This window comes from Tenacibaculum sp. SSH1-16, from assembly GCF_040104435.1.
GTDB classification, from domain to species: domain Bacteria; phylum Bacteroidota; class Bacteroidia; order Flavobacteriales; family Flavobacteriaceae; genus Polaribacter; species Polaribacter mesophilus.
Genome location: NZ_JBECOV010000008.1, coordinates 14,219 through 38,622, shown reverse-complemented (window position 1 = coordinate 38,622; position 24,404 = coordinate 14,219). Strand labels below are relative to the sequence as shown.

21 protein-coding genes are annotated in these 24,404 nt (G+C 30.9%); 8 read left to right on the top strand and 13 right to left on the bottom strand.

The features are described 5' to 3' along the window. Positions 1–33: 33 nt before the first annotated feature. A complete protein-coding gene (locus ABMY20_RS10900; RefSeq protein WP_349265298.1) occupies positions 34–2,481 on the bottom strand; it encodes a TonB-dependent receptor in 2,448 nt (815 codons plus the stop codon). A 95-nt stretch (positions 2,482–2,576) separates the two neighbouring features. On the opposite strand from ABMY20_RS10900, the gene ABMY20_RS10895 reads away from it, so the two are divergent. Next, the gene (locus ABMY20_RS10895; protein WP_047789712.1) at positions 2,577–2,939 is read left to right on the top strand and encodes a CoA-binding protein; all 363 of its coding nucleotides are present in this window, start codon (positions 2,577–2,579) and stop codon (positions 2,937–2,939) included. On the opposite strand, the gene ABMY20_RS10890 is transcribed toward ABMY20_RS10895, so the two are convergent. The 5 genes from ABMY20_RS10890 to pyrR are packed head-to-tail and all read right to left on the bottom strand — an operon-like array spanning position 2,936 to position 6,086. Further along, positions 2,936–3,877 carry a ribonuclease Z gene (locus ABMY20_RS10890; protein ID WP_349265297.1) on the bottom strand — a complete coding sequence of 314 codons (942 nt, stop codon included), beginning with the start codon at positions 3,875–3,877 and terminating at the stop codon, positions 2,936–2,938. The two genes, ABMY20_RS10895 and ABMY20_RS10890, sit on opposite strands and share 4 nt — an antisense overlap. Then, positions 3,878–4,198 carry a T9SS type A sorting domain-containing protein gene (locus ABMY20_RS10885; protein WP_073183117.1) on the bottom strand — a complete coding sequence of 107 codons (321 nt, stop codon included), beginning with the start codon at positions 4,196–4,198 and terminating at the stop codon, positions 3,878–3,880. Between the two features lie 41 nt (positions 4,199–4,239). Further along, complete coding sequence (locus tag ABMY20_RS10880) at positions 4,240–4,572, bottom strand: hypothetical protein (protein ID WP_349265296.1); 333 nt, start codon at positions 4,570–4,572, stop codon at positions 4,240–4,242. 2 nt (positions 4,573–4,574) lie between these two features. After that, a complete protein-coding gene (locus ABMY20_RS10875) occupies positions 4,575–5,507 on the bottom strand; it encodes an aspartate carbamoyltransferase catalytic subunit (RefSeq protein ID WP_159490782.1) in 933 nt (310 codons plus the stop codon). A gap of 24 nt (positions 5,508–5,531) precedes the next feature. Further along, on the bottom strand, positions 5,532–6,086 hold the full coding sequence (gene pyrR / locus ABMY20_RS10870) for a bifunctional pyr operon transcriptional regulator/uracil phosphoribosyltransferase PyrR (RefSeq protein WP_073183111.1): 555 nt from the start codon (positions 6,084–6,086) through the stop codon (positions 5,532–5,534). 147 nt (positions 6,087–6,233) lie between these two features. Between pyrR and ABMY20_RS10865 the strand changes: the two genes are divergently transcribed. Then, positions 6,234–8,126 (top strand): SulP family inorganic anion transporter, encoded by a 1,893-nt coding sequence (locus tag ABMY20_RS10865; protein ID WP_349265295.1) that lies wholly within the window; start codon positions 6,234–6,236, stop codon positions 8,124–8,126. Positions 8,127–8,173: 47 nt separating this feature from the next. On the opposite strand, the gene ABMY20_RS10860 is transcribed toward ABMY20_RS10865, so the two are convergent. Both ABMY20_RS10860 and ABMY20_RS10855 read right to left on the bottom strand, forming a co-directional pair. Then, positions 8,174–8,920 carry a hypothetical protein gene (locus ABMY20_RS10860; protein WP_281980248.1) on the bottom strand — a complete coding sequence of 249 codons (747 nt, stop codon included), beginning with the start codon at positions 8,918–8,920 and terminating at the stop codon, positions 8,174–8,176. Between the two features lie 39 nt (positions 8,921–8,959). Next, positions 8,960–9,901, bottom strand: a complete 942-nt coding sequence (locus ABMY20_RS10855; protein WP_047789720.1) for a hydrogen peroxide-inducible genes activator — start codon at positions 9,899–9,901, stop codon at positions 8,960–8,962. A gap of 116 nt (positions 9,902–10,017) precedes the next feature. Between ABMY20_RS10855 and ABMY20_RS10850 the strand changes: the two genes are divergently transcribed. Continuing rightward, entirely contained in the window at positions 10,018–10,488 is a 471-nt protein-coding gene (locus ABMY20_RS10850) for a Dps family protein (RefSeq protein ID WP_047789721.1), read from the top strand. 86 nt (positions 10,489–10,574) lie between these two features. Here ABMY20_RS10850 and ABMY20_RS10845 read toward each other — a convergent pair whose 3' ends face one another. Then, complete coding sequence (locus tag ABMY20_RS10845; RefSeq protein ID WP_159490790.1) at positions 10,575–11,354, bottom strand: sulfite exporter TauE/SafE family protein; 780 nt, start codon at positions 11,352–11,354, stop codon at positions 10,575–10,577. Positions 11,355–11,400: 46 nt separating this feature from the next. Next, complete coding sequence (locus ABMY20_RS10840) at positions 11,401–12,321, bottom strand: AraC family transcriptional regulator (RefSeq protein ID WP_073183104.1); 921 nt, start codon at positions 12,319–12,321, stop codon at positions 11,401–11,403. 201 nt (positions 12,322–12,522) lie between these two features. Here ABMY20_RS10840 and ABMY20_RS10835 point away from each other — a divergent pair, with 201 nt between their 5' ends. The 3 genes from ABMY20_RS10835 (at position 12,523) to acs (ending at position 16,421) form a co-directional block, all read left to right on the top strand. Continuing rightward, entirely contained in the window at positions 12,523–14,022 is a 1,500-nt protein-coding gene (locus ABMY20_RS10835; protein WP_349265294.1) for an aldehyde dehydrogenase family protein, read from the top strand. Between the two features lie 57 nt (positions 14,023–14,079). Beyond that, positions 14,080–14,421, top strand: coding sequence for a DUF779 domain-containing protein (locus tag ABMY20_RS10830; RefSeq protein WP_349265293.1), 342 nt, complete (start codon positions 14,080–14,082; stop codon positions 14,419–14,421). A 92-nt stretch (positions 14,422–14,513) separates the two neighbouring features. Next, positions 14,514–16,421, top strand: coding sequence for an acetate--CoA ligase (acs, locus tag ABMY20_RS10825; RefSeq protein ID WP_281980251.1), 1,908 nt, complete (start codon positions 14,514–14,516; stop codon positions 16,419–16,421). Between the two features lie 18 nt (positions 16,422–16,439). Here the strand turns inward: acs and ABMY20_RS10820 are convergent, their stop codons facing one another. From ABMY20_RS10820 to ABMY20_RS10810, 3 genes are all read right to left on the bottom strand, one after another. Further along, on the bottom strand, positions 16,440–17,123 hold the full coding sequence (locus tag ABMY20_RS10820) for a DNA-binding response regulator (RefSeq protein ID WP_349265292.1): 684 nt from the start codon (positions 17,121–17,123) through the stop codon (positions 16,440–16,442). Then, positions 17,113–19,122 carry a tetratricopeptide repeat protein gene (locus tag ABMY20_RS10815; protein ID WP_349265291.1) on the bottom strand — a complete coding sequence of 670 codons (2,010 nt, stop codon included), beginning with the start codon at positions 19,120–19,122 and terminating at the stop codon, positions 17,113–17,115. The genes ABMY20_RS10820 and ABMY20_RS10815 overlap by 11 nt, the downstream gene beginning before the upstream one ends. Positions 19,123–19,198: 76 nt before the next feature. Continuing rightward, a complete protein-coding gene (locus ABMY20_RS10810; protein WP_349265290.1) occupies positions 19,199–19,408 on the bottom strand; it encodes a hypothetical protein in 210 nt (69 codons plus the stop codon). 1,648 nt (positions 19,409–21,056) lie between these two features. Here ABMY20_RS10810 and ABMY20_RS10805 point away from each other — a divergent pair. Continuing rightward, complete coding sequence (locus ABMY20_RS10805) at positions 21,057–22,517, top strand: alkaline phosphatase PhoX (RefSeq protein WP_281980254.1); 1,461 nt, start codon at positions 21,057–21,059, stop codon at positions 22,515–22,517. Next, on the top strand, positions 22,517–24,310 hold the full coding sequence (locus tag ABMY20_RS10800; protein WP_349265289.1) for a cytochrome c peroxidase: 1,794 nt from the start codon (positions 22,517–22,519) through the stop codon (positions 24,308–24,310). The genes ABMY20_RS10805 and ABMY20_RS10800 overlap by 1 nt, the downstream gene beginning before the upstream one ends. Positions 24,311–24,404: the final 94 nt, after the last annotated feature.

Here is a 24,404-nt window from a genome sequence, read left to right as displayed (position 1 = left end):
TCGTTTTTTTTAAATAATTAAAGAAATGTAATGCTACATGAAGCCTCCGCCTCCTTGCTTTTCATTATTATCACGTTGTTTTCTGGCACGAGCTTTGTTTTTTCCTCCACCAAATCTATAGTTAAATCCAATATAAGCAGTTCTACTTTCCCATTTAAAACGTCCATTTTGAACAAAAGGCCTTTCAGAATTAAACTTAAATCTCATATCGTTAAAGATATCATTTACTCTAAGGTTAATATTTCCTTTTCCTTTAAGAATACTATAATTAGCACCAATATTTACCATTTTCATAGGGTCAACATTCCATTGAATGTCTTCTCTTGGTCCTCTATACATTGCAAACAATTGTAAACGTAATTTTTTAGATACTGTAAAACTATTACTTATACGAGCATTAAAAATATCTGTTTTAACTTCAATAGTTGGTGAGTTCGGGTCGCTTAAATCAGTAGTTCCAAATTGCTTTTGAGAATAATAATCCATACTAGCATTTGCTCTCCACCATTTTGCTATCTTATAACTAGCAGAAAATTCTAAACCGTAAGCATCTGTGTCATCAAAATTAGCAAAAGTTAATATTTGCCTAGTGTTTGTTTCATCTAAAGGATCCATGTAAGTAGCTCTATTAATTACATCAGTGATGTTTCTATAAAAACTTCCTAATGTTATTGAACCACCTTTTATTTTTCTTGTATAATTAAATTCAACTGAGTTTGTAAATTGAGGAACAAGATCAGGATTACCTACAGAAGTAATTAAAGGAGTACTCCATTCTCTAATAGGGTTTACTTGCTGTATTCCTGGTCTATCAACTCTTTTACTATAGCTTAACTGAAATTGATCTGCATCATTAGGATTGTAAGTAAAAAAAGCAGAAGGGTATACGCTGAAAATATCATCAGTAACTTTATCTTTCTTTACATCACCATTTTCATCTAGTCCTGTAAAGTTTCCTTCAATTTTATATTGCTCAAAACGGGCACCTAATTGCATAGATAGTTTTCCAAACTTATGACCATAGTTTATGTAAGCAGAATAAATATCTCTGTCATAAGTAAAATAAGAATCTCCTACATCTCTATATGTTTTATTTCCATTAATATCTTCTAATACAATTTGTTGGTTTGTTAGGTTTACATTGTCGGTATTATTTACTCGATACTCTAAACCTAATTCAAGTTTACCATTTTTAGAAATAGGGTTTGTATAATCTAAATTTAATAATGTACTTTTTCTATCATTATTAATATCATTGAAATAATCAGGTTGAGTACCTTCTAAGAAGTAATTATTTAAGTAGTTTGGAGCATTGTTTTTAGAATAGTTAGCTTCAAACTCTATGTTATGTCCTTCTTTTTCAAAATCATGTTTATAATTTACATTATAGGTTTGATTATGACTATCATTGTTTTGAGTATTAGGTGAATGTTCAATTAAATTACCATTATTATCTGTAATTATAGCACGTCCTTTAGCAAAAACATTAAACCAGTTTTGAGTTGTGTAAAGCGAAAGAGTGTTTTTATCATCTAAATAAATGTCTGCTCCAATTTTAAATAAATGTGATTCATCATCATTCTGAAAAATAAAGTCTTGATAATTTTCTCCAGGTCTACTAATGTATCCAAAATTGTAATTATCACCACCTCTAAAGCCATAGTTACCAAAAAAGTTCACTTTTCCTGTTTTGTAATTCATGTTTGTAGAAGCATTGTAACGAACATAATGACCAGCTTCAACTCCAGTATTTATAGAACCATTAAAGCCCATATTGGCATTTTTATTAAGAATTATATTAATAATACCACTCATTCCTTCAGGGTTGTATTTAGCAGAAGGATTGGTAATTAACTCAACACTTTTAATAGATGATGAAGGTATTTGTTTTAATAATTCAGAAGCAGGAATGTTGGTAGGTTTACCATCAACTAATACACGTACATTTTCGTTACCACGCAAACTAATGTTACCTGATTGGCTATCAACACTTACAGATTGTACGTTATTTAATAAATCAGAAGCAGTAGCTCCTGCTGAGGTCAAATCTTTACCAACGTTAATAACTTTTCTGTCTACTTTTTGAGTTACTGAAGAAGTTTCTGCTCTAATTTCTACTTCATCTAAAGTAGTGCTATCTTCCTCTAGAGGAATAGTGCCCAAATTAACATTGCTTGATTTACGACTTACAGAAATAGGTTTAGAGAATGTTCTATACCCTATAAACTGAACTTCAACAATACTATTTCCTTCAGGTATATTTTTTATAGAGAATAAGCCATTGTCATCAGTAATTCCACCAGTAATAATTTTTTTGGCAATATCTTTGATTATAATATTTACATAGGGAAGAGGTTGCTTGGTTGCTTGATCGACTACTTTACCAGAAACTACTCCTGGTTTGGGTAGGCTACTTTTAGGCATTTGTGCATAAATACTTGTAGTAAATACAGCTAAAAGTATTAGTAATATGTTTTTCATTTTTGTTGTTTTGAATTGTTTTGATGCTTAATAGACTCTTTATTACCTAACTTTGTTACTTAACTTAAGAGAGTTTAACGTATTATTAACAGAAAATGAAAAAACGAACTTTGGTACTAGGAGCCTCTTTAAAATCCTCTAGATATTCGAATATAGCTATTAAAAGGCTAAGAGATAATGGAATAGAAACTGTAGCAATTGGTTTACAAAAAGGAATTGTTGCAGATGTAGCTATTAAAACAGAAAATATTTTTTTCGAAAATATTGATACTGTAACTTTATATTTAAATCCAAAGCGACAGGAATCTTATTATGAGTATATAATTAACTTACAACCTCGCAGAGTGATTTTTAACCCTGGAACCGAAAATATTGAGCTTATGGAGTTGTTAAAGGAAAATGGTATTGAGAGTGAAATAGCATGTACTTTGGTACTTCTATCAACAAAGCAGTATTAATTTAAAATTTCAACAGGAAAAGAATTAGTACTATATCGTTTCCCTGCTTCCGCTAATTCAGTATTCTTAAAAACTGTTTGAGCCTCAATTTTAAAATCGTTAATGTTTTTATACCTGCTAGAATAATGCCCAATAATTAATTTGTTTGCATTTGCTTTACTAGCAATAGAAGCTGCTTGTTCTGCAGTAGAATGTTTAGTTTTATCACATAAATCTTCTCTGTCTTTTAAAAATGTAGCTTCGTGGTATAACAAGTCTACATCTTTAATAATAGGGACAATGTCTGGTTTATAGGCAGTATCACTACAGAAAGCAAAACTTAAAGGTTTAGGAGGATCAATTGTAAGCTCTTCATTAGGAATTACTTCACCCGTAGAGAGTGTAAAGTCTTTACCAGCTTTAATGTTATGAAAGTCACAAGTTTCTATTTCGTTATATTGCTGAATATTCTCAATGTGTAACTTTCTAAGTTTAGGTTTTTCAGTAAATAAAAAACCGTTAGTATACACTCTATGATTTAAAGGAATGGTTCTTACAGAAACTTTATCATCTTCAAAAATAAGCTCACTTTCTTTTGATTCTAATTCGTGAAAAGTAATAGGGTACTTAGTCCACGATTTTGAAATTTTTAACTGAAGTGTTGTCACTTCTTTTATGCCTTTTGGGCCGTAAATATGTAACTCTTTTTCTCTGTTTAGAATCCCAAAAGTAGCGATGAGTCCAACCAAACCAAAAAAATGATCACCATGCAAATGAGAAATAAAAATATGGTTTATTTTTGAAAAACCAACCTTGTATTTTCGCATTTGGCGTTGTGTACCTTCTCCACAATCAATTAAAAAATGACGATTGTTAATTTCTAAGTATTGAGCGGTAGGGTAGGCATTAGCTCTTGGAGTAGCAGAATGACAACCTAAAACAGTTAAGTGTAAACTCATTTATTTGATTACAAAGCGTTTTGAAATTATTTCTTTATTACTTTGTATTGCATAAATGTACATACCAGACTTTAAATCATTACGTTGAAAAGGGAAAGAGTTACGTCCCTTAACCACTTTAAGCTCTTTATTATAAACAGTTTTACCTAGTACATTTCTAACAGTTAAAATAACTGTTTGACTATGTTTAGCATTAAAGTAAATAGTAGTATTGTTCGTAAAAGGGTTAGGAGATGCTATTAACTTATTAATTGATTTTTCTTGTGAAAAAGCAACAGAAATAGTTAAGAAAAAAGTTATAAAAAGTATTTTTTTTATCATAAATTATCGTTTAGGGGATGGATAATTATTAAAATTAAAGGTTAAAAACCTAAATCACGCTGAATGTTTTCCATTTCTATAACATCTTCTGCTTCAATTAAAGTAGGAACAATGTTAAAAGTTTCAGGAAAATCATCAATAGTAACATCTTTAGATATAACAACAAAAGATGTGCCATTGTTTTGATGTTTTTCTGCGTATTCCAAAAATAGTAAAATATTTTTGTTAGAGGGATTAAATTCTTCTGAAATTACAACAATTAAATTTTTATCTGTAAGGTTTACATGTTCATTTTCAAAGCTTTCAAAGAAGTCAGAAAATGTTCTTTCATCAGAAGTTACTAGGATGTAATTAGTTTTATCAGTTATATTCATGACTATCTTTTTATTTGTTGTGCTAACAAATAAATAACTGCCATACGAACAGCAACTCCATTTTCTACTTGGTTTAGAATAATTGATTGATCACTGTCGGCAACATCACTTGTTAGTTCTACCCCTCTATTAATAGGTCCAGGGTGCATTATGACAATTTTTTTGCCAAGACTGTCTAATATTTCTTTGTTAATACCAAAAAGTTGTGTGTATTCTCTAGTTGATGGAAAGTATTTTATATCCATACGTTCGTGTTGCACACGTAATACATTAGCAACATCACACCACTCTAAAGCTTTTTTTAGATTTGTTTCCACTTCAACTCCTAAACTAGAAATGTATCTAGGAATTAACGTACTAGGTCCGCAAACTTTTACTTTAGCTCCTTGTAATTGTAGTGCAAAAATATTTGATAAAGCTACACGTGAGTGTAAAACATCACCTACAATTACAATTTTCTTTCCTTTTAAGTCGCTATTTAAAGCTTCCCGCATAGAAAAACTATCTAATAATGCTTGGGTTGGGTGTTCATGTGTGCCATCTCCAGCATTAATAATTTTAGCATCTACATGGTTTGATAAGAAAATTCCTGCTCCTACATTTGAATGTCGCATCACAACAATATCAACTTTCATCGACAAAATATTGTTAACAGTATCAATTAAAGTTTCTCCTTTTTTTACTGAAGATTGCCCTGCAGAAAAATTAATAACATCAGCAGATAAACGTTTTTCTGCTAATTCAAAAGAAAGCTTTGTACGTGTGCTATTTTCAAAAAATAAATTAGCGATGGTAATATCACGTAACGAAGGAACCTTTTTTATAGGTCGGTTAATGACTTCTTTAAAATGAGCGGCAGTTTCAAAAATAAGCTCAAGGTCATTTTTGTTAAGGTATTTAATTCCTAATAAATGTTCAACACTTAACTGCTTCATTTTAGTTTGTTTTTTTAATCATAACTAATCAAGCTTTGAGGGCTTGGGTTCAAGGTAAATTGTATCTTCTTTATGAGTTTCTTGCCAGTTCACAACTACTTTTTCTTCATTGATGGCATCTACTTGTCTTCCTCTATAATTAGGTTGAATTGGTAGATGACGGCTAAAGCGACGATCTATTAATACTAATAACTCAATATTATCAGGTCTTCCGTATGATTGTAGTGCTGTTAAAGCACTTCGAACGCTTCTTCCTGAAAATAATACGTCATCAATAATAACCACCTTTTTTCCTTCAATTAAAAAGTCAATTTGTGTAGAGGTGGCTTCTAATGGTTCTTCTCTTCTGCGAAAATCATCACGATAAAAGGTAATATCTAACAAGCCTAATTTTAGGCCTTTAATTTGATACTCTTCTCTTAATAATTTAGCCAATCGATTTGCTAAATAAGAGCCTCTAGGTTGTAATCCTATTAAAACGGTATTAGAAAAATCGTTGTGATTCTCGATTAACTGACACGCTAATCGATGCAGAATGATTTCAATTTCTTTCGAAGTAAGTAGTGTTTTTCTGCTCATTTGTTGCTACCAAATTGGTTTGATAGTTCAACGTTCAAAATTAAGGCAAAAATTTACGCTGACAAAATTAAACTTAATGAAACCTAAAACTTGGTCTATAAAATTATCTTTACATTTGCGCACTTTTACAAAAGACTCTTAGAAATTATGATGAAATACATTAAAGGTAAGAAGATTAACATAAAAGATGATTCTTTAGCAGGTATTACGGTATCGTTAGCAATGATACCAGAGGTAGTAGCTTTTGCTTTCGTAGCTCAAATTAGTCCTATTGTAGCTTTGTTTGGAGCTTTCGTGGTAGGGATTGTTTCTGCAATTTTTGGAGGAAGACCTGGTTTAATTTCAGGGGCAGCTGGTGCTGTGGCTGTAATTTTTGTAAACATGATACAAGAAGGACATGCAAAAGGACTGCTGTTTGATACTCCTGTAGAAAATATGGGATACTTTTATTTACTAGCAGCTGTAGTTTTAATGGGAGTTATTCAAGTGTTAGCAGGAGTATTTAAATTAGGGAAATTAGTTCGGTTAATTCCACATCCAGTAATGATGGGATTCGTAAATGGTTTAGCTATAGTTATTTTTATAGCTCAACTAGGAATGTTCAAAGAAAATAAGAAGGACATTTTTGGTCAAAATATGCGTAAAACTGAATCGAAAGAGTTGGTGTATAAAGTTGCAGATAATGAGGTACAAGATCTAGTATCAAGTGCTGCATTGTTTTCAATTAAAGGAAATTCAATTATTAATAATGAAACAAACCAGGAAGTTTTTGTAAAATCAGAAACACAAGTTTTTGATGCAAAAACAAAAAAAGTTGTTTATAATATTGAAAATGGCGGATTTTATTCAGTAAAAGATAGTGGGGTAGTAAAATCTACTTTACAAGGAGCAAAGCTATATACTATGGTTGGGTTAGTGTTGTTAACGATGCTAATTATATGGTTGCTTCCAAAATTAACAACAAAAGTACCAGCAGCGTTAACAGCTATTTTAATTGTTACGTTTGTATCTATTTTCGGTGGATTAGAGTCTATAAATGTTGGAGATTTTATTAGAGATGGAGGAGGAGCTGGTTTAAATGGTTTTGATGAAATTTCTAAGAAAATGAATTTAGCAGAACTTTGGAGTAATTTGCCATTTAATTTAGATACCTTAAAGTTTATTGCACCGTATGCCTTTTTAGCAGCTTCAGTTGGGTTGATTGAAACGTTAATGACGATGAATTTAGTGGATGAGTTAACAGACTCAAGAGGTGATGGGAATAAAGAATGTGTGGCACAAGGAGCTGGAAATATGTTAAGCGGATTGTTTGGTGGAACAGGTGGTTGTGGTATGATTGGTCAAACCGTAATTAATATTAATGCAGGTGGTAGAGGACGCTTATCAGGAGTTATGATGGCGGTTACCTTGTTAATTTTTATCCTTTTTGCTGATAAATATATTGAGCAAGTACCTATCGCAGCTTTAGTAGGAGTAATGTTTATGATGGTTATTGATACGTTCGCATGGTCTAGTTTTAGAATTATGAATAAAATTCCAAAATCGGATGCAATTGTATTAATTATAGTATCTGCGGTAACTGTAATTTTTGATTTAGCAATTGCTGTATTTGTTGGGGTAATTATTTCAGCATTAGTTTTTGCTTGGGAAAATGCAAAAAAAATTAGAGCGAGAAAACGTTTTAAAGAAGATGGAACTAAGATTTACGAAATTTGGGGACCATTATTCTTCGGAAGTATTACTGCTTTTAACGAAAAGTTTGATATTAAAAATGATCCTGCTAATGTGGAAATTGATTTTGTAGAATCGCGTATTTCAGACCATTCAGCTATTGAAGCTATTTTTATATTAGTAGAAAAATATCAAAAAGCAGGGAAGAAGGTAACCTTAAAACATTTAAGTGAAGATTGTAAGGTATTGTTATATAAAGCAAGCCCGATTTTTGCAGATGTTATTGAAGAAGCAGTAGATGACCCTCGTTATCACTTAGCTGCAAATCCAGAAGATTTTCCAAAACCTTTATCAGAATATAGTTTTTAAATCGCAGAGCGATAAAAAATAAAAAATCCCGCTATTAGCGGGATTTTTTATGTGTTTTTTAGAATTAGGCGTATAATGATTATTACAACTATAAATAATAGATACTTTAGAAATTTCGTGTTTAGTTGAGTGTTTTTATTTAAGTTATCAAGAGGAGAAGAAACTTTTCTTATGTTAGTAGGTGTTTTTGAAAAACTATATCCTTCGAAATTAGTATCAAATAATAACTCATCATCTGAATCCAATTGCTTTCCAAAATACCTTGTACATAACTCAAATACAAAATTTTCACCTACTTGATCTTCAGTAAATTCTCCTTCAGTAAATTCATCGAAATTATAAAACCTATTTCCATTTTCATCTATTTTTGACTTAGATAATAGTTTTTCTTCCTCTTTAAGAGGTTTACCGAAATCAATAAAGGTGCCTAGTTCTGATGTTCCTCCTTTAACCCTTAATTTTTGATTATTTTTAGTAACAGAATATCCCCAAAAATTAACAGTGCTTTGAAGAGCAATAGAACATATTTCTGTATCAGGGAAAAAATCAGATAGTGTATTTTCCTCATAGGAAGTATTTTCTTCAAATGATTTTATGGGTAATTCTTGTTCACATATTATCCAATTTCCTTTGTATTTTGTAATATAAACGGTATTACCAGGAGGTAACATAACCTCTTCAAACGTTTTAGGAACTATTTTTTTTAGATTATGAAAACCGATACTATTTAAGAGTTTTTCTTTCTCTATTTCTTTGTTAGAGTTAATAATTACGCATGATATTTTCCATCCCATAGCTAGGTCAGTTATTTTAAAATGTTAGCTTAATGAGGTTTATTTTTTCTGAAGTGGACTTATAATTTCTACATCACTAAAAGCAATAGCGCCTCTAATTACACTGTCAATAGTACTTTTTAAAGCTTCAATCAATTGCATTTTTAATTGCGATTTGTGATAAATCAAGCTAACTTCACGTGCAGGAGATGGAGATTCAAATTCTCTTAAATGAGTTTTGTCTCGTTCATTTAAATCCAACGTATTTAAATAAGGAAGTAAGGTCATTCCTAATCCGTCTTTAGATAACTTTATTAATGTATCAAAACTTCCACTTTCTAACTGAAAGTGATGCGTAGAGCTTCTTTTATTAGTTCTACAAAGATTAATTACACTGTCTTTAAAACAATGTCCGTCTTCTAACAATAAAATATCATCAACTTCTAAATCATCAACTTTTAATTTCTTTTGTTTAAATAATCGATGTTCACTTGGAACTAAACCTACAAAAGGTTCATAATACAAAACACGCTCTTTTATGGCTTCATTTTCTAATGGAGTAGCAGCAATAGCAGCATCTATATAACCATCCATTAACTTTCTAACAATTTCTTCTGTAGTTAATTCTTCAATAACTAATTGAACTTTAGGGTAGTTCTTACTAAATGTTTTTAAAAACATAGGAAGTAGTGTAGGCATAATTGTAGGGATTATTCCTAGTCTAAACTCACCACCTACATAGCCTTTTTGTTGATGTACAATATCAATAATACGATTACTTTCATCAACAATTACTTTAGCTTGTTCTACAATACGCTTACCAACTTCAGTTAATTCAATAGGTTTTTTAGAACGATTAAAAATTTTAGCATCTAATTCTTCTTCTAATTTCTGAATTTGCATACTTAACGTTGGTTGCGTGACAAAGCAATGTTCTGCAGCTATGGTGAAGTTTTTATATTCAGCAACGGCTAGTGTATATTTTAATTGTGTTATAGTCATTTCAATAATAATTTTTGATAAAGATATTAAAACAATCGATTACGTTTATAGTAAAACTGTTAAAACTTGCCTTAAATTTGTAATAGAAAAAGTAAAAAACTTAAAATCAAAACAATATGTCAACTACAATTTTAGGATTAGATAAACAAAAAACTGAAAACTTAGTAAAAGAGTTAAATGCCCTACTAGCAAACTTTCAAGTATATTACCAAAATGCAAGAGGTTTACACTGGAATATTAAAGGGAAAAACTTTTTTGAGTTGCATATGAAGTTTGAAGAATTTTATACAGATGCACAAGAAAAAGTAGACTTAATAGCAGAACGTATTTTAACATTACAAGGAACACCATTGCATACTTTTGAAGATTACACTAGTGTATCAAAAGTACCAGTAGGAAAAAATATTTCAAATGATGTTGAAGCAGTAAAATTAATTATTGATTCGTTATCAGAACTATTAAAAATAGAACGTTTAATTCTTGATTTGTCTGATGAAGCAGAAGATGAAGGAACAAACTCAATGATGAGTGACTTTATTGCAGAACAAGAAAAAACATTGTGGATGATGAATGCTTGGTTAGGCTAAGAAATAGTTATCTATGTTTAGGGGATGAAAGAGCAACGTGTTTACGTTGCTTTTTTTATGTAGAAGAAAATAATATGAATAATTGGCTAATATAAATACTTAATTAAAATCCGAATACTTACAAAGGCAATTAGAATAGCGGTTGCTTTTTTCAGTTGTGTGGAATTAAAGAATTGGTTACTCATTCTACTACCAATTTGACCACCAATAAAAACAGTAATTAATAAAATAGAAGTAAGCTTCCAGTCGATAGAAAATTCAGGGTTCACATATTGACCTATCAATCCAGATATAGAATTTACTAAAATAAAAAAGCTTGCTGTAGCAGCTATTTTTTTAGGAGTGTCCCAATTGGTTAAATGAAGTAACGGAGCTAAGAAAATACCACCACCAATTCCAACCATTCCAGAAATAAAACCAATAATTCCGCCATAACCTGCATTTTTTGCTATGTTTAAATCGGTAGTTTTATTGCTGTTGGTAACTACTTTGTTTGAACTCCACATGGTAATAGCAGCAAAAAGTAGTGTGAAACCTAAAAGAATAAAGAAAAAAGTTTGACTTATTCGTAAATAGCCACCCAAAAAAGCCATAGGAATACTAAATAAAGTAAGCGGAATAACCTTTTTCCAATTATATTGTTTTTGTTGCATATAAAGTAAAACATTACCTGTAACAACCATTACATTACAAAGTAATGCTGTAGCTCTTATTTGTGTAAAAAGTAAGCCAGTGAGTGCTAAAACAGCCAAGTAACTGGAACCACCACCAAATCCGACAGAAGAGTATAGAATAGCCACAATAAAAAAGAGTAAGACTATGTACAAATTAGTACTTAAAACATCTAGAAAAAGAGATATCATCATATCAAACAAATGTAGCTATAAAAGTTTTTTTTAAAAAGTTAATGATTTACTCTTTTATAAAAGACTTTTTAAACTGCTGAGGAGTAATCATCTCCATTTTTTTAAATTGTCTGTTAAAATAGCTAATGTTATTAAAACCAGATTTGTAAGCTATTTCAGAGATTCGTAGGTTTTTAGATTGTTTTATAAGTTTTTTAGAAAATTTAATTTTTTCAGAGTTTATGTAGTCAATAGGAGAAATTCCTAAGGTGTTTTTAAACTTTTTATGAAAATGAGATGTACTCATACAAGCCTTCTTAGCTAACAATTCTACAGTAATATCTTTATTTGTGAGGTTGTTTTTTATAAACTTAATAACCATACCAATGCGGGTGTCTGTAAGCGTGTCAGAAGGATCGTTTAAGATAAAAGCTTTAGCTTTCGTTTGTAATAATCTAACAATCAATTCCTGTATCATAAGATCAAGAAGAATGTCTTTAGATTTGTTTTGATCGGTAAACGTATGTACTAAACGTCCAACTAAATGATTAATATCCGTATTATGAACAAGGTGAGAAGAAGTTTCGTTTAATTTCCAATTATTGTTTTCGCGCTCTATAGTAACATTGTGATTAAACTTATCTACTATCTCATCAATCTTATCAGAGTCAATACCTAAAGCCAAACATTGAGTAGGATTATTTTTTTCAGCCAAGGGGAAATCTATAATCATTTCTTTATTAGTTGGCATTACCACAGATTCACCAGGGAAAAAATCAAAAGGTTCCATACCTTCTAAATGCATTACTTTTTTTCCAGTGAGCATACTTGCAATCACAGGAAAATCAAAAGTCAAAGAAACCTGTTCAGCACTTTTATGAGTCTCAAAAATATTCAACTCAGCATATTCAGCATTATACGTAGTTCTGTTCTCTATTAAAGTAGTAAGTTTTCTACTTTCTTTATGTCGACTTAATAAATGGTTCATAATCAATAGTACAAAAATCTATTTATCCTTTTTTTGAGATAATAGATATGTGTTACAATTTAATAAATACGTTCAATATATTGACTATATGATATTTTAATTTTACAAAAATTACGAAATATTCATTTTTAATATATGTTAATTAGAGAAGTGTTATTTCGGGATGGTTAATTTAAGTAAAGAACAAAAATACAAAGTTTTATGAGTTACACGAAACCAAAATTTAAAGACACGTATGCAAATTTTATCAATGGGAAGTTTGTATCTCCCTTAGGTGGAGAATATTTTGAAAATAAATCTCCAGTTGATAATAGCATCATAGCAAAATATCCAAGATCACAAAAAGAAGATATAGAACTAGCTTTAGATGCAGCCAATGCAGCGAAGGAAAGTTGGGGAAACAGTTCAGCAGCAGAACGAGCTTCATTGCTAAATAAAGTAGCAGATATAATTGAAGCAAATTTAGAAGAGTTTGCATTAGTAGAAACCTGTGATAATGGAAAACCAATACGAGAAACATTAAATGCTGATGTTCCTTTGGCAGTAGATCATTGGCGCTATTTTGCGGCTGCCATTAGAGCAGAAGAAGGAAGTGCAACAGAGCTTGATCAAAATACCTTATCAATGAACATTAAAGAACCTTTGGGGGTTGTGGGGCAAATTATTCCTTGGAACTTTCCTCTTTTAATGTTATCGTGGAAGTTGCCACCAGCATTGGCTACAGGTAACTGTGTAATATTAAAACCAGCAGAACAAACTCCGTCATCAGCAACATTGTTAATGGAAAAAATAGCCGATGTTTTTCCTCCAGGAGTTATTAATGTAGTTCATGGTTTTGGTCCAGAAGCAGGAAAACCATTGGCATCAAGCCCAAGAATAGATAAAGTAGCATTTACAGGAGAAACTACTACAGGACAATTAATAATGCAGTATGCTTCTAAAAACTTAAATCCAGTTACGATGGAGTTAGGAGGTAAGTCTCCAAATATCTTCTTTAATAGTGTAATGGATGAAGATGATGCTTTTTTAGATAAAGCAATTGAAGGAGCGGTGTTATTTGCTTTTAATCAAGGAGAAGTTTGTACCTGTCCTTCACGTATTTTAGTACAAGAAGACATCTATGATAAGTTTATGGAGCGAGTGGTGGCAAGAACAGAAGCAATAGTACAAAAAAGTCCGTATGATGTAAACACAATGGTAGGAGCACAAGCATCAAATGATCAATATGAAAAAATTCAAGCGTATATTAAAATAGGAAAAGAAGAAGGAGCGAAAGTGCTATGTGGAGGAGAAGCTAATACACTAGAAGGAGAGTTAGCAAATGGATTATATATTAAACCAACTATTTTAGAAGGACACAATAAGATGCGCGTATTTCAAGAGGAAATTTTTGGGCCTGTTGTGTGTGTGACAAAGTTTAAAGATGAAGCAGAAGCGCTAGAAATAGCAAATGATACCATGTACGGATTAGGAGCAGGAGTGTGGACACGAGATGCACATCAGTTATATCAAATTCCAAGAGCTATTAAAGCAGGAAGAGTTTGGGTAAATTGTTATCATGCTTATCCAGCCCACGCACCATTTGGAGGGTATAAAAAATCAGGATTTGGTAGAGAAAACCATTTAATGATGATGGATTACTATCGTCAAACTAAGAACATGTTGATATCGTATGATAAAAACAAGTTAGGGTTCTTTTAGTTGTTTGAAAATACTGAGCTTTTTAAAGCTCAGTATTTTATAATTAAAAAATGTAATATGCAAAGAGTAGCAATAACAGATGCAGCAAAAGAAATAGTTGAAAAACTAAAAAAGCAATATGGCGAATTAATTTTTCATCAAAGTGGAGGGTGTTGTGATGGATCATCACCAATGATTTTTCCTAAAGATGAAATGTATTTAGATGAAAGTGATATTCTGTTAGGTGTGTTAGATGAAGTCCCCTTTTATATGAATAAAGATCAATATGAATACTGGAAGCATACGCACTTAACAATTGATGTAACTGAAGGAAGAGGAGCAAGTTTTTCATTAGAAATTCCTTTAGGAGTTCGTTTCATTATACATTCACGTTTATTGCAACAGGAAGATGAAGGTTAGTATATGTTTTAAGAAGAAGAATTAATAAATTGATAAACAATTAAAAATGATTTATTTTAGTAGCTTAAGCTAAAATAAAAAGGAGTATAAGAATGAGTAACTACCACGTAAAAACATTAGAAGAATATTTTCAAGTATATAGAAAGTCCGTTAGAAATCCAGAATTATTTTGGGAAGAAATAGCAGAAGAACATTTTGTTTGGAGGAAAAAATGGGATACCGTTTTGGACTATAATTTTGAGAAAACTGAGTTCAAATGGTTTGAAGGAGCAAAGCTAAATATTACAGAAAACTGTATCGACCGTCATTTGCATATCAGAGGAGATAAAACAGCTATTTTATTTGAGCCCAACAACCCAAAAGAAGAAGCTCAACATATTTCTTATAAAGAACTACACAAACGTGTTTGTAAGTTTGCTAATGTTTTAAAAGACCACGGGATAAAGAAAGGAGATAGAGTTTGTATTTACTTACCAATGATTCCAGAATTAGCTATTTCGGTTTTAGCTTGCGCACGAATCGGAGCAGTACACTCAGTTGTTTTTGCAGGATTTTCATCAACAGCATTAGCAACGAGAGTTAATGATTGCGAAGCAAAAATGGTAATTACTTCAGATGGTTCCTACAGAGGGACAAAAACTATTGATTTAAAGAGTATTGTAGATGAAGCATTAGAAGATTGTCCTACTATAGAAAATGTATTAGTTGCTAAAAGAATTAATTCAGATATTCAATTAAAAGAAGGACGAGATAAGTGGTTAGCACCTTTATTAGAAGAAGCTTATCAAGATTGTGTTCCAGAGATTATGGATGCTGAAGATCCATTATTCATTTTATACACTTCTGGTTCAACAGGAAGTCCAAAAGGAATGTTACATACCACAGCTGGTTACATGGTGTACACAGCATATACGTTTAAAAATGTTTTCAATTATAAAGAAAATGATGTGTATTGGTGTACCGCAGATATTGGTTGGATTACAGGGCATAGTTATATTGTATATGGTCCGTTAGCAAACGGAGCAACAACTGTAATGTTTGAAGGAGTTCCTAGCTATCCAGATTTTGGTCGTTTTTGGGAAATTGTAGAGAAGCACAACGTAAATCAATTTTATACAGCGCCCACAGCAATTAGAGCATTAGCAAAAGAGAATTTAGAATTTGTTGATAGCCATAACCTTTCATCAGTAAAAGTGTTAGGAACGGTAGGGGAACCTATAAACGAAGAAGCATGGCACTGGTATAATGATAATGTTGGAAAAAAGAAAAGCCCAATTGTAGATACTTGGTGGCAAACTGAAACTGGTGGAATTATGATTTCTCCTTTACCTTATATCACTCCAACAAAACCAACTTACGCAACGTTGCCCTTACCAGGAATTCAAATAGCATTGATGGATGAAAACGGAAAAGAAGTAAAAGGAAATCAGGTTGACGGAAGATTGTGTATAAAATACCCTTGGCCTTCTATGGCAAGAACTATATGGGGAAATCATCAGCGTTATAAGGAAACATATTTCTCTGCATTCGATAATATGTATTTTACTGGTGATGGTGCTCTTCGTGATGAGGTAGGCTATTACCGAATTACAGGTAGAGTAGATGATGTAATAATTGTTTCAGGACATAACTTAGGAACTGCACCTATAGAAGATGCCATTAATGAGCATCCTGCCGTAGCAGAAAGTGCTATAGTTGGTTTTCCGCACGAAGTAAAAGGAAACGCTTTATATGGTTATGTGATTTTGAAAGAAACCGGAGAGGTAAGAAATCAAGATAACTTACGTAAAGAGATAAATCAAATTATTACGGAGCATATCGGTCCGATAGCGAAGTTGGATAAAATTCAGTTTACTGAAGGAGTACCTAAAACACGCTCAGGAAAAATTATGCGTCGTATTCTTCGAAAAATTGCACATAATGAATTAGATAATTTAGGAGATGTTTCTACACTCTTAAATCCTGAAGTGGTACAGAATATAATTGATAACAGATTGTAAAATAGTGAAAAGGGATTCTTATAAGAATCCTTTTTCTTTTGCTATTAAAATCAAATCACGATCATCAGAATTGTCAACCTCAAATATTTTAGCCATTTGTCGTTTTCTTTTTTGTACAGCAGCTAAAGATAAGGGTAAGATGTTGGGTAGTTTATTTACACGATTACCAATAGATAATTCATACAAAATCTTTCTATCCAAATCATCTAAAAAATACTCATTGGACACTTGATTTCTCAGCATTTTCATTACCGTTTTACTGTAGTAAGGAGGGTCGTTAAGTACTTCTTCAATAGCATGAACTAACTCAACGGGAGTAATGTCATTTTTAACTAAGAACCCATCAGGGTTTACGTTTTTTAAAATACTATGTACTCGGTAATTATCGTTAAAAGTAGTGGAGATAATAATTTTAGACTCAGGAAGTTTTTCGTTTATAATCAAACCTAAATCCTCACCAGATAAAATACCTTTTTCTTCTAGAGGGGGTAAACTAATATCTAAAAAAATAATTTCAATAGATCGATTAGAAGAAGAATACGTTTCTATAATTTCATTGGCAGCACCACAGTTATTTGCTATTTGAATATGAAAAGAAATATTTTCATTTTGACTTTCGATATAGGCAAAAGCACTTTTATAAGCTTCTGATATTAAAGGATGATCGTCAATTATTAAAGCGTTATACTTTTTACTTTCCATTTTTAGTATTAAAAGGGGTTATAATAACAAGTGTAGTTCCTTGGTTTTCTTTAGAAATAAACTCTAAAGTACCACCTAATTTTTGTACCCTTGCTGTAATATTTTTTATTCCAATTCCCTTTTTCTTTTTCTCGGCATTAAAACCAATTCCGTCGTCTTTTAACGAAATAATAAGCTCTTCTCTCTTAAAAGAAGCGTCTAAGGTAACATTTTTTGCCTTAGCATGCTTAATAATGTTTTGTAAAGCCTCTTGAATGATGCGGTATACGTTAGCTTTAGTAACCTCGTTAATTTCGTTCCATGGAATGGTCTTATCAAAGTTAAACTTATAAGAAAAATTACCAATAGTACTTCTATCTTTTAAAAGTTGGGTTAAGATAGTTGTAAAGTTAATATTTGAACTATCAAAATTATCGCTTAACCTATGGGAAACATCTCTGATTTCCTTTTCTATCTCTTGTAACTCATCTAAAAAAGCTTGGTGTTTTTCTTGAGTTTCAGGCTTCATTTGCATAGCTAAAAAGCCAAGATTTACTCGAGTACCGAAAAGTTTTCCTAAAACACCATCATGAAGTTCTGCTGAGATACGGTTACGTTCGTTAACACGTTCTTCTTCTAATTTGGCTTGTTGTTGTAGTGTTAATACATACACTTCTTCATTAGCTTTTTGTTGTTCCGATTCTAGTTTTAATTTTTCATTTCTTACTTTTTGTACACGTAAAAAATATAGTAAGCTAAGAACTAGTAGACCAGCAAAACTAGTTACTATAATCCATATACGTTGTTGACTTAATCGCTCGGTTTCTTCAATGTATTCATCTGTTTCAAACTCAATACGTGTAAACTTATTTTGTATTCTACGTTCAGCACTAATTAAACTATCGTTAAACTCTATGTAGCGATCTAAGTATTTTTTAGAATTTTGTGTGTCTAAATTGGCGAGTTGTTGTAAAGTAGTTAAATAATCTCCCCCGTTTTTTAATTCTTTAGCTAAGTCATTAGCCTTTTTAGCATAAAGTATAGCTTTAGTAGTATCTTTTATGTATTTGTAATAATCTGAAATATGAATTTTTGAAGTTAAAATAGCAGTTTTATTACCTAAACTATCTCTAATAGTTAAAGCTTTAAAAAAAGATTTTTCAAGTTCTGTGGTGTCTTTTAGAAGAAGTTTAGTGTATGCTATGTTGTCAAGAAGGGTAGCATAATGAAGAGGTTTTATTTTTTTATCTAAATCTTTTTTATAAGTTTTAATTGCATCTCTATAATTACCTCTTTCTCTGAATATATTACCTATGTTGTTATAACTTCCTAAATAGACATTCTTTTTATCTTTTATTTTAGAAAAGTAATCAAGAGATTTATTGTAATAAAATAGAGCTTTATCATATTCTTTAACATCTGCTTGCAATAACGCAAGTTGGTTGTAAGAAATATAAAGATCTTTGTTTTTGTTTAGAAGTTTAAAAATTTCAATAGCTTTAATAGTCAAGTTTTCTCCTCCATAGTAATCTCTATACCTTCCTTTAATGTGAGCCATACCAAATAACATTTTTCCTTTTTCATATTTATGGCTTCCTTTATCAAAAGCGTCATATCCTTTATTAAAATAATAGTATGCTTTAGGATAGTTTTGTTTTCTAACATAATATGTAGCAAAATTCCAATAAGCATCACCTAGAGCATAATAGTTTTTCCCTTTTCTAGAATTTTTTATAGCTTTATTATTAACTTCTTTAAATAACGATGTATCTTTTAGTTTATAATATTCATAAGCTATAGAACTTAATTCAAGAGGTTTGTTTAAATTGTAGTTTAATATGTTTTGATATGCCTTAAAAAGAAGTTTTTTTTTGTCATTAACCTCCAATTTTTTACTTCTGGAATTGTTAATCCAAATATTAATACTATCGTTCTGAGCTAATTTAAAGTCGACGTTGTTTGCTAAGCAATTTTTAGAGAATATAATTAACAAAAAAAATAGAATAAAATCTTTTATCATCTTAATTTTATAGAGTAAACAAATCTAAAAAAAAAGCCCTTAACAAAAAGTTAAAGGCTTAGTTTATTGATAAAGGTTAGTTTCCTTTACCTCCATCGTTATCGTTTCCAGTACCACCTGTATCCCCATCTACTGGTGGATTAAGAGGGTTATCAATATCAATAGAATAAACTAACTCTATATGATTATCGTTGTTGTTTGGTACAATATCTTCTGTTAAGTCTGTACAACTTGTAGTTAACAAAAATAACGTGCTTATTAGTAGTGTAAATTTTAAAGTTCTCATAATTTCAATTTTTAAATTTTGACAATAGTTTTCCTAGCCGCATGTGCAGCTCGTATAGCATCGAAATAAATTTTCGTGTGTATTACATCATTTTTTAAATGAGGCAATAGTCATCTAACCCAAGTGTTTGGTTAGTAGGTAGAATTAAATTGATTGAAACATCAATTCATGAAGATGCGTTACTACTAAGGCCTATTGAGTACAACAGACTTCAGGGAATTCTACTTTGTCATAAAGGAAGCGTTTGCAATTTTGAAATGAACGCTAGTTGATTTTTAATTCTAAAATAGTGACAACATTATATATAATGAAGATGATTTTAGTAAGCGTTCTTGTTGAATGAGTAAACGTCCTTTTTCATTTAGTATGTGCAATTTTAATGTTTTCATAGCATTTATTTTGTCTTCTTAATATAATGAAAAAAAACGAATTATACAAGTTTTAACTTGTTAAAAATGTGTTTTTTAATAAAAAAAAGCGTCTTTTTTAAAAAGACGCTTTTTTGTTATATATAAGTGTAGAATAATTGCTAACTCCTCATTAAATATTTTGCTCCACAATAAACATCCTTGTCTTTTTTTGTTCCGTAATCTGCTCCTTTTCTATAAGCTAAGCTGATACTTCTGTTTATGTTAGTTAATACCATCGTTTTAAATTTTTATTTATTAATAATACCAATTAAGTGTATCTTAATAAGTATGGTACAAATATACTAAATTTTTACAATAAAACAAGTGTTTTTTGGGTTTAAGTTATTGTAAATCAGTTAATTATGTTGTTATTAAGGTAGAGAAGGACTGTCCGGATAATATCCAGATAAGTAGTGTTTTTGTAACGTTTTGTACGTTAGTAGCTTAGAGTTCAATTAAGAGTTTTTAGTATGTTTAAATTAAAATTCCATTTTTCAAAAAAAATATAAAAAAAGCGCCCAAAATTAATTGGACGCTTTATATATCATTAGTTTTATAATCAAATCATATCTGAGTTTTCATTATAATTAACATACAACGTCCGGTTTCGAAAGATTCCTTCATCAGGATTCCCACGAAAACTACATGTTAAGCTTACAAGCTCTTGTGTTATATGTAAATTCATTTTTTTCATAAAAAACAAATATATAAAATTTTAAATAATTTCTGTTTTAACGAAATTTTTGGCTTTTGAGGTCTTTTTTACCTCATTTTGGTGAAAAAGTAAGTCAGTGACTTACTAAAAGTAAGTCACTGACTTACCAAAAAGAAAATTAGACGACTTATTTTTGTCTCGGTTAAAATTTAGACCTTCAATAAGGTTAAGATATAAAATGGGGAATTATATCACGTCGTAGGGAAAGTTCTATGAAGAAAAAGAAAAACAAAATGATTTTTACTCTAACCAAAGTAAAATATTCAAACTGAGAGTGTCTTTTAAGGCGCTCTTTTTTTATTAGAAAAAAGCTATATAGTCAGAAGATAAACGAGTTAAGTAAGTTAATAAATAGTTAAGAGCTGTGTTTTAATAACAAGTGTTTAGAGGTGGGAATAAAAATAGTTGTTTAAGTTTAGTTAAAGTTGGTAACCTTTTAGTGAGCTAGATTTAAACTACAGCTAAGAGCTTCTTAAAGTAAGTGTTGTTGATTTGCGGACATAACACAAAAATTAACATAATAATGAAAAACTTACTTAAATTAGGGTTCTTAGGCGTTTGCGGAGCTATAGCTTTAACATCTTGCGATTCTGATAGTACACCTAGTCACGGAGATTCAATTGAATTAAAAGCACACTCAAAAACTCCAAACTTTTTAAAATTAGAATCAGAGTTTTCTGGAGTAAACATTTTTCCTTTATTGTCTTCTGAAGATAAGTTAGAAGATACACCAAACTTTGTATACGGTTCTATGGCAGATGGAGCTGGGTTAATGAGAAATTCAGATGGAACTTATACTTTAATAAATAATATTGAGGCAGATTATTCAATTGCTCGTATTAAATTAGATAAAACTTTTAAGCCTGTACATGGTGAATATATTTTAAATGCAAATGCTACTGCTAGTACAGCACAGTGCTCAGGTTCATTAATTACAGAGGCAGAACACGGTTTTGGTCCATTATATTTATCTGGTGGAGAATGGGGAGGAGCTTCTAAAGGGGTTTTTGCAACTGATCCTTTAAAAAATGTTTCAGCAGCAAGTACTCCAAAAATGTTAACAGCTATGGGACAATGGTCTACAGAAAATGCAGTGGCAATTGGTAAAGATGCGTACGCAGATAAAACAGTTGTATTTATTGGAGATGATCATTCAGATAATGAAGTACCTTCAGGTCAATTAGGAATGTATGTAGGTGATAGAGGAGATTTAGAAGGAGGTAAATTATATGGTTTAAAGGTAACTGATGAAGGGATTACTTATGAGGTAGATATGAAAGAAGGTACAACTTATAATGCTTCTTTTGTTGAGTTAACCGAAAAGAATATCGATTTATTAGATGCAGAGGCTAAAGAAAAAGGAGTGATGGGATTCTCTCGTTTAGAAGATATTGATTGGAGAAGAGGTTCTGCTAAAAACAATCGTGAAATTTATTTTTGTGTAACAGGTCGTAAAAAAGACGGTTTAGTAGGAAAAGGAACTATCTATGGGCGTGTATATAAAGTAGAGTTAAATGAAAATGATCCTACTGGAGCAGCAAAAATTACCTGTGTTTTAGATGGAGATAAATTAGATGGTAAAGCAAAAGCTTTCCATAGTCCAGATAATATCGTAGTTACAGAAAACTATGCGTATATTCAAGAAGATCCAAACGGATATTTTGATGGTGAAAAGAATCACGCAGCTAGCTTATATCAATACAACTTGAAAACAGGAGAGGTAAAGAAAGTGTTAGAGTGCGATCAGGTTGCAGCTTCTGCTCAAGGTTACGGAGCGTCTTATCAAGATAAAGCATGGGAAATTACTGGTATGATTGATGTTTCTGAAACTATTGGAGTAAGCAATACGTTTTTATTAATTACTCAAAATCATGGCTGGGAACCTGCTGATGGAGGAGCATTTACTGACCCTATGGCAAACGATGCAGCGGAAACAAGAAAAGAAGGAAGTCAATTATATGTAGTTCAAGGATTAGATAGATAATGACAAACAATTTTCAAAAAATACAAAAGGCACATGTTATCATGTGTCTTTTTCTGGTATCTATAATTAGTTGTAAACAAGAAAAAACAGCGAGTTACACAAAAGTTGATAGTAAAGCTTTAGTAGTAAAAGTTGAAGAATATTACTCACACCATTTAGATAGTTGTATTACTCTTTTAGAAGAAATTAATGCTGTTGATGAGGTTTCAGAAAAACTTAATCAATACAAATTAGCAAGAAAAGAGTTTAAGTTAATTGAGCCTATTTTATCATTTGTTGATAAAGAAAATTATAAGAGTTTAAATAGCCCTAATCTTTTAAGAATTGACGAAGAAGATGCTACAAACATAAAAATAAGAAACCCTTTTGGATTTCAGGTTATTGAAGAACTGTTACATGAAGACGAGGTTGACGTTATTGCTTTAAAAGATGCTGTAAATATTACCAAAAATAGACTTAAACTAATAGCGGCAAACAACACGTTGTATTTAAAAAAGCATCATATTTTATGGCTGTTACGCGATCAAATTGCCCGTATAGCTTTGGTAGGAATAACAGGTTTTGATTCACCAGTATTAGAGCAATCTTTATTAGAAGCAAAAACAAACTACGAAACCTTACTCTTTATTATAAATACGTATAAAAGTGAGTTTTCAAAAGATAAATTGTATACTGATTTTGTAAATGAGTTGCAGACAGCTCAAAAAATGTTACAAGAAGGCAATTTTGAGTCGTTTAATCGCTATGATTTTATAAAAAATCATACACATAAACAATTGGAGCTGTTGGCAAAAACCTCAGAAGATTGGAAAGTAGAGTTCCCTTTAACTATGGCGTTCAACAACAACATCACTTCATTATTTTCTAAAGAAACATTTAATATTGATTTCTTTAACGATTATCATCAGTTAGAAAAGGCAATGTCTAATGAAAAAATAGCTTTAGGAAGAAAACTATTTAATGATAAGAATTTATCAAAAGACGGTGTGATGAGCTGTGCTACTTGTCATATTAAAGATAAGGCTTTTACAGATGGATTAGCAACTTTTCCAAAACAAAAAAGAAATACACCAACCTTACCGTATGCTGCTTATCAACAAACCTTTTTTCACGATGGAAGAGCAGGTAGTTTAGAGGGGCAAATTGTGGGAGTTGTTGAAAACAAGAATGAGTTTCATACCAATTTAGAAAACTTGACAGAAACTGTAAAAAATGACAGTGTATATACAAAGTCGTTTGCTAATCTATATGGAAAAGTAACTGATTTTAACATCCGAAATGCAATAGCAAATTATATTAGAAGTTTAGGCGATTTTAGTTCTAAGTTTGATAAAAATATCAACAATAAAGAAAACACTTTAACAACTTCTGAAATCAACGGATTTAATCTTTTTATGGGGAAAGCAAAATGTGCCACTTGTCACTTTCCACCTGTGTTTAACGGGACAGTTCCACCTAATTTTACGGAAACAGAAGTAGAGTCTATAGGAGTTCCAAATATGAAAGAAACAGGGTTAGATGATGATTTAGGAGCTTATGATATATTTAAAACTGAAGAACGAAAATACTTTTTCAAAACTTCTACCGTTCGTAACATATCCAAAACGGCTCCCTATATGCATAATGGGGTGTATGAAACCTTAGAACAAGTAGTTGATTTTTATAATAAAGGTGGTGGACAAGGATTAGGATATAAAGTACCAAATCAAACGTTACCATCAGATAAATTGAATTTGTCAGAAAAAGAAATTAAAGACCTAGTAGCTTTTATGGAAGCCTTAACGGATGAATAATTCATTCAATTTTTATAGTTAACATAAAACTCTCTAATATATATTTAGAGAGTTTTTTATTTTTACTGTAATTTCTAATGGTAGTTTCGACCAA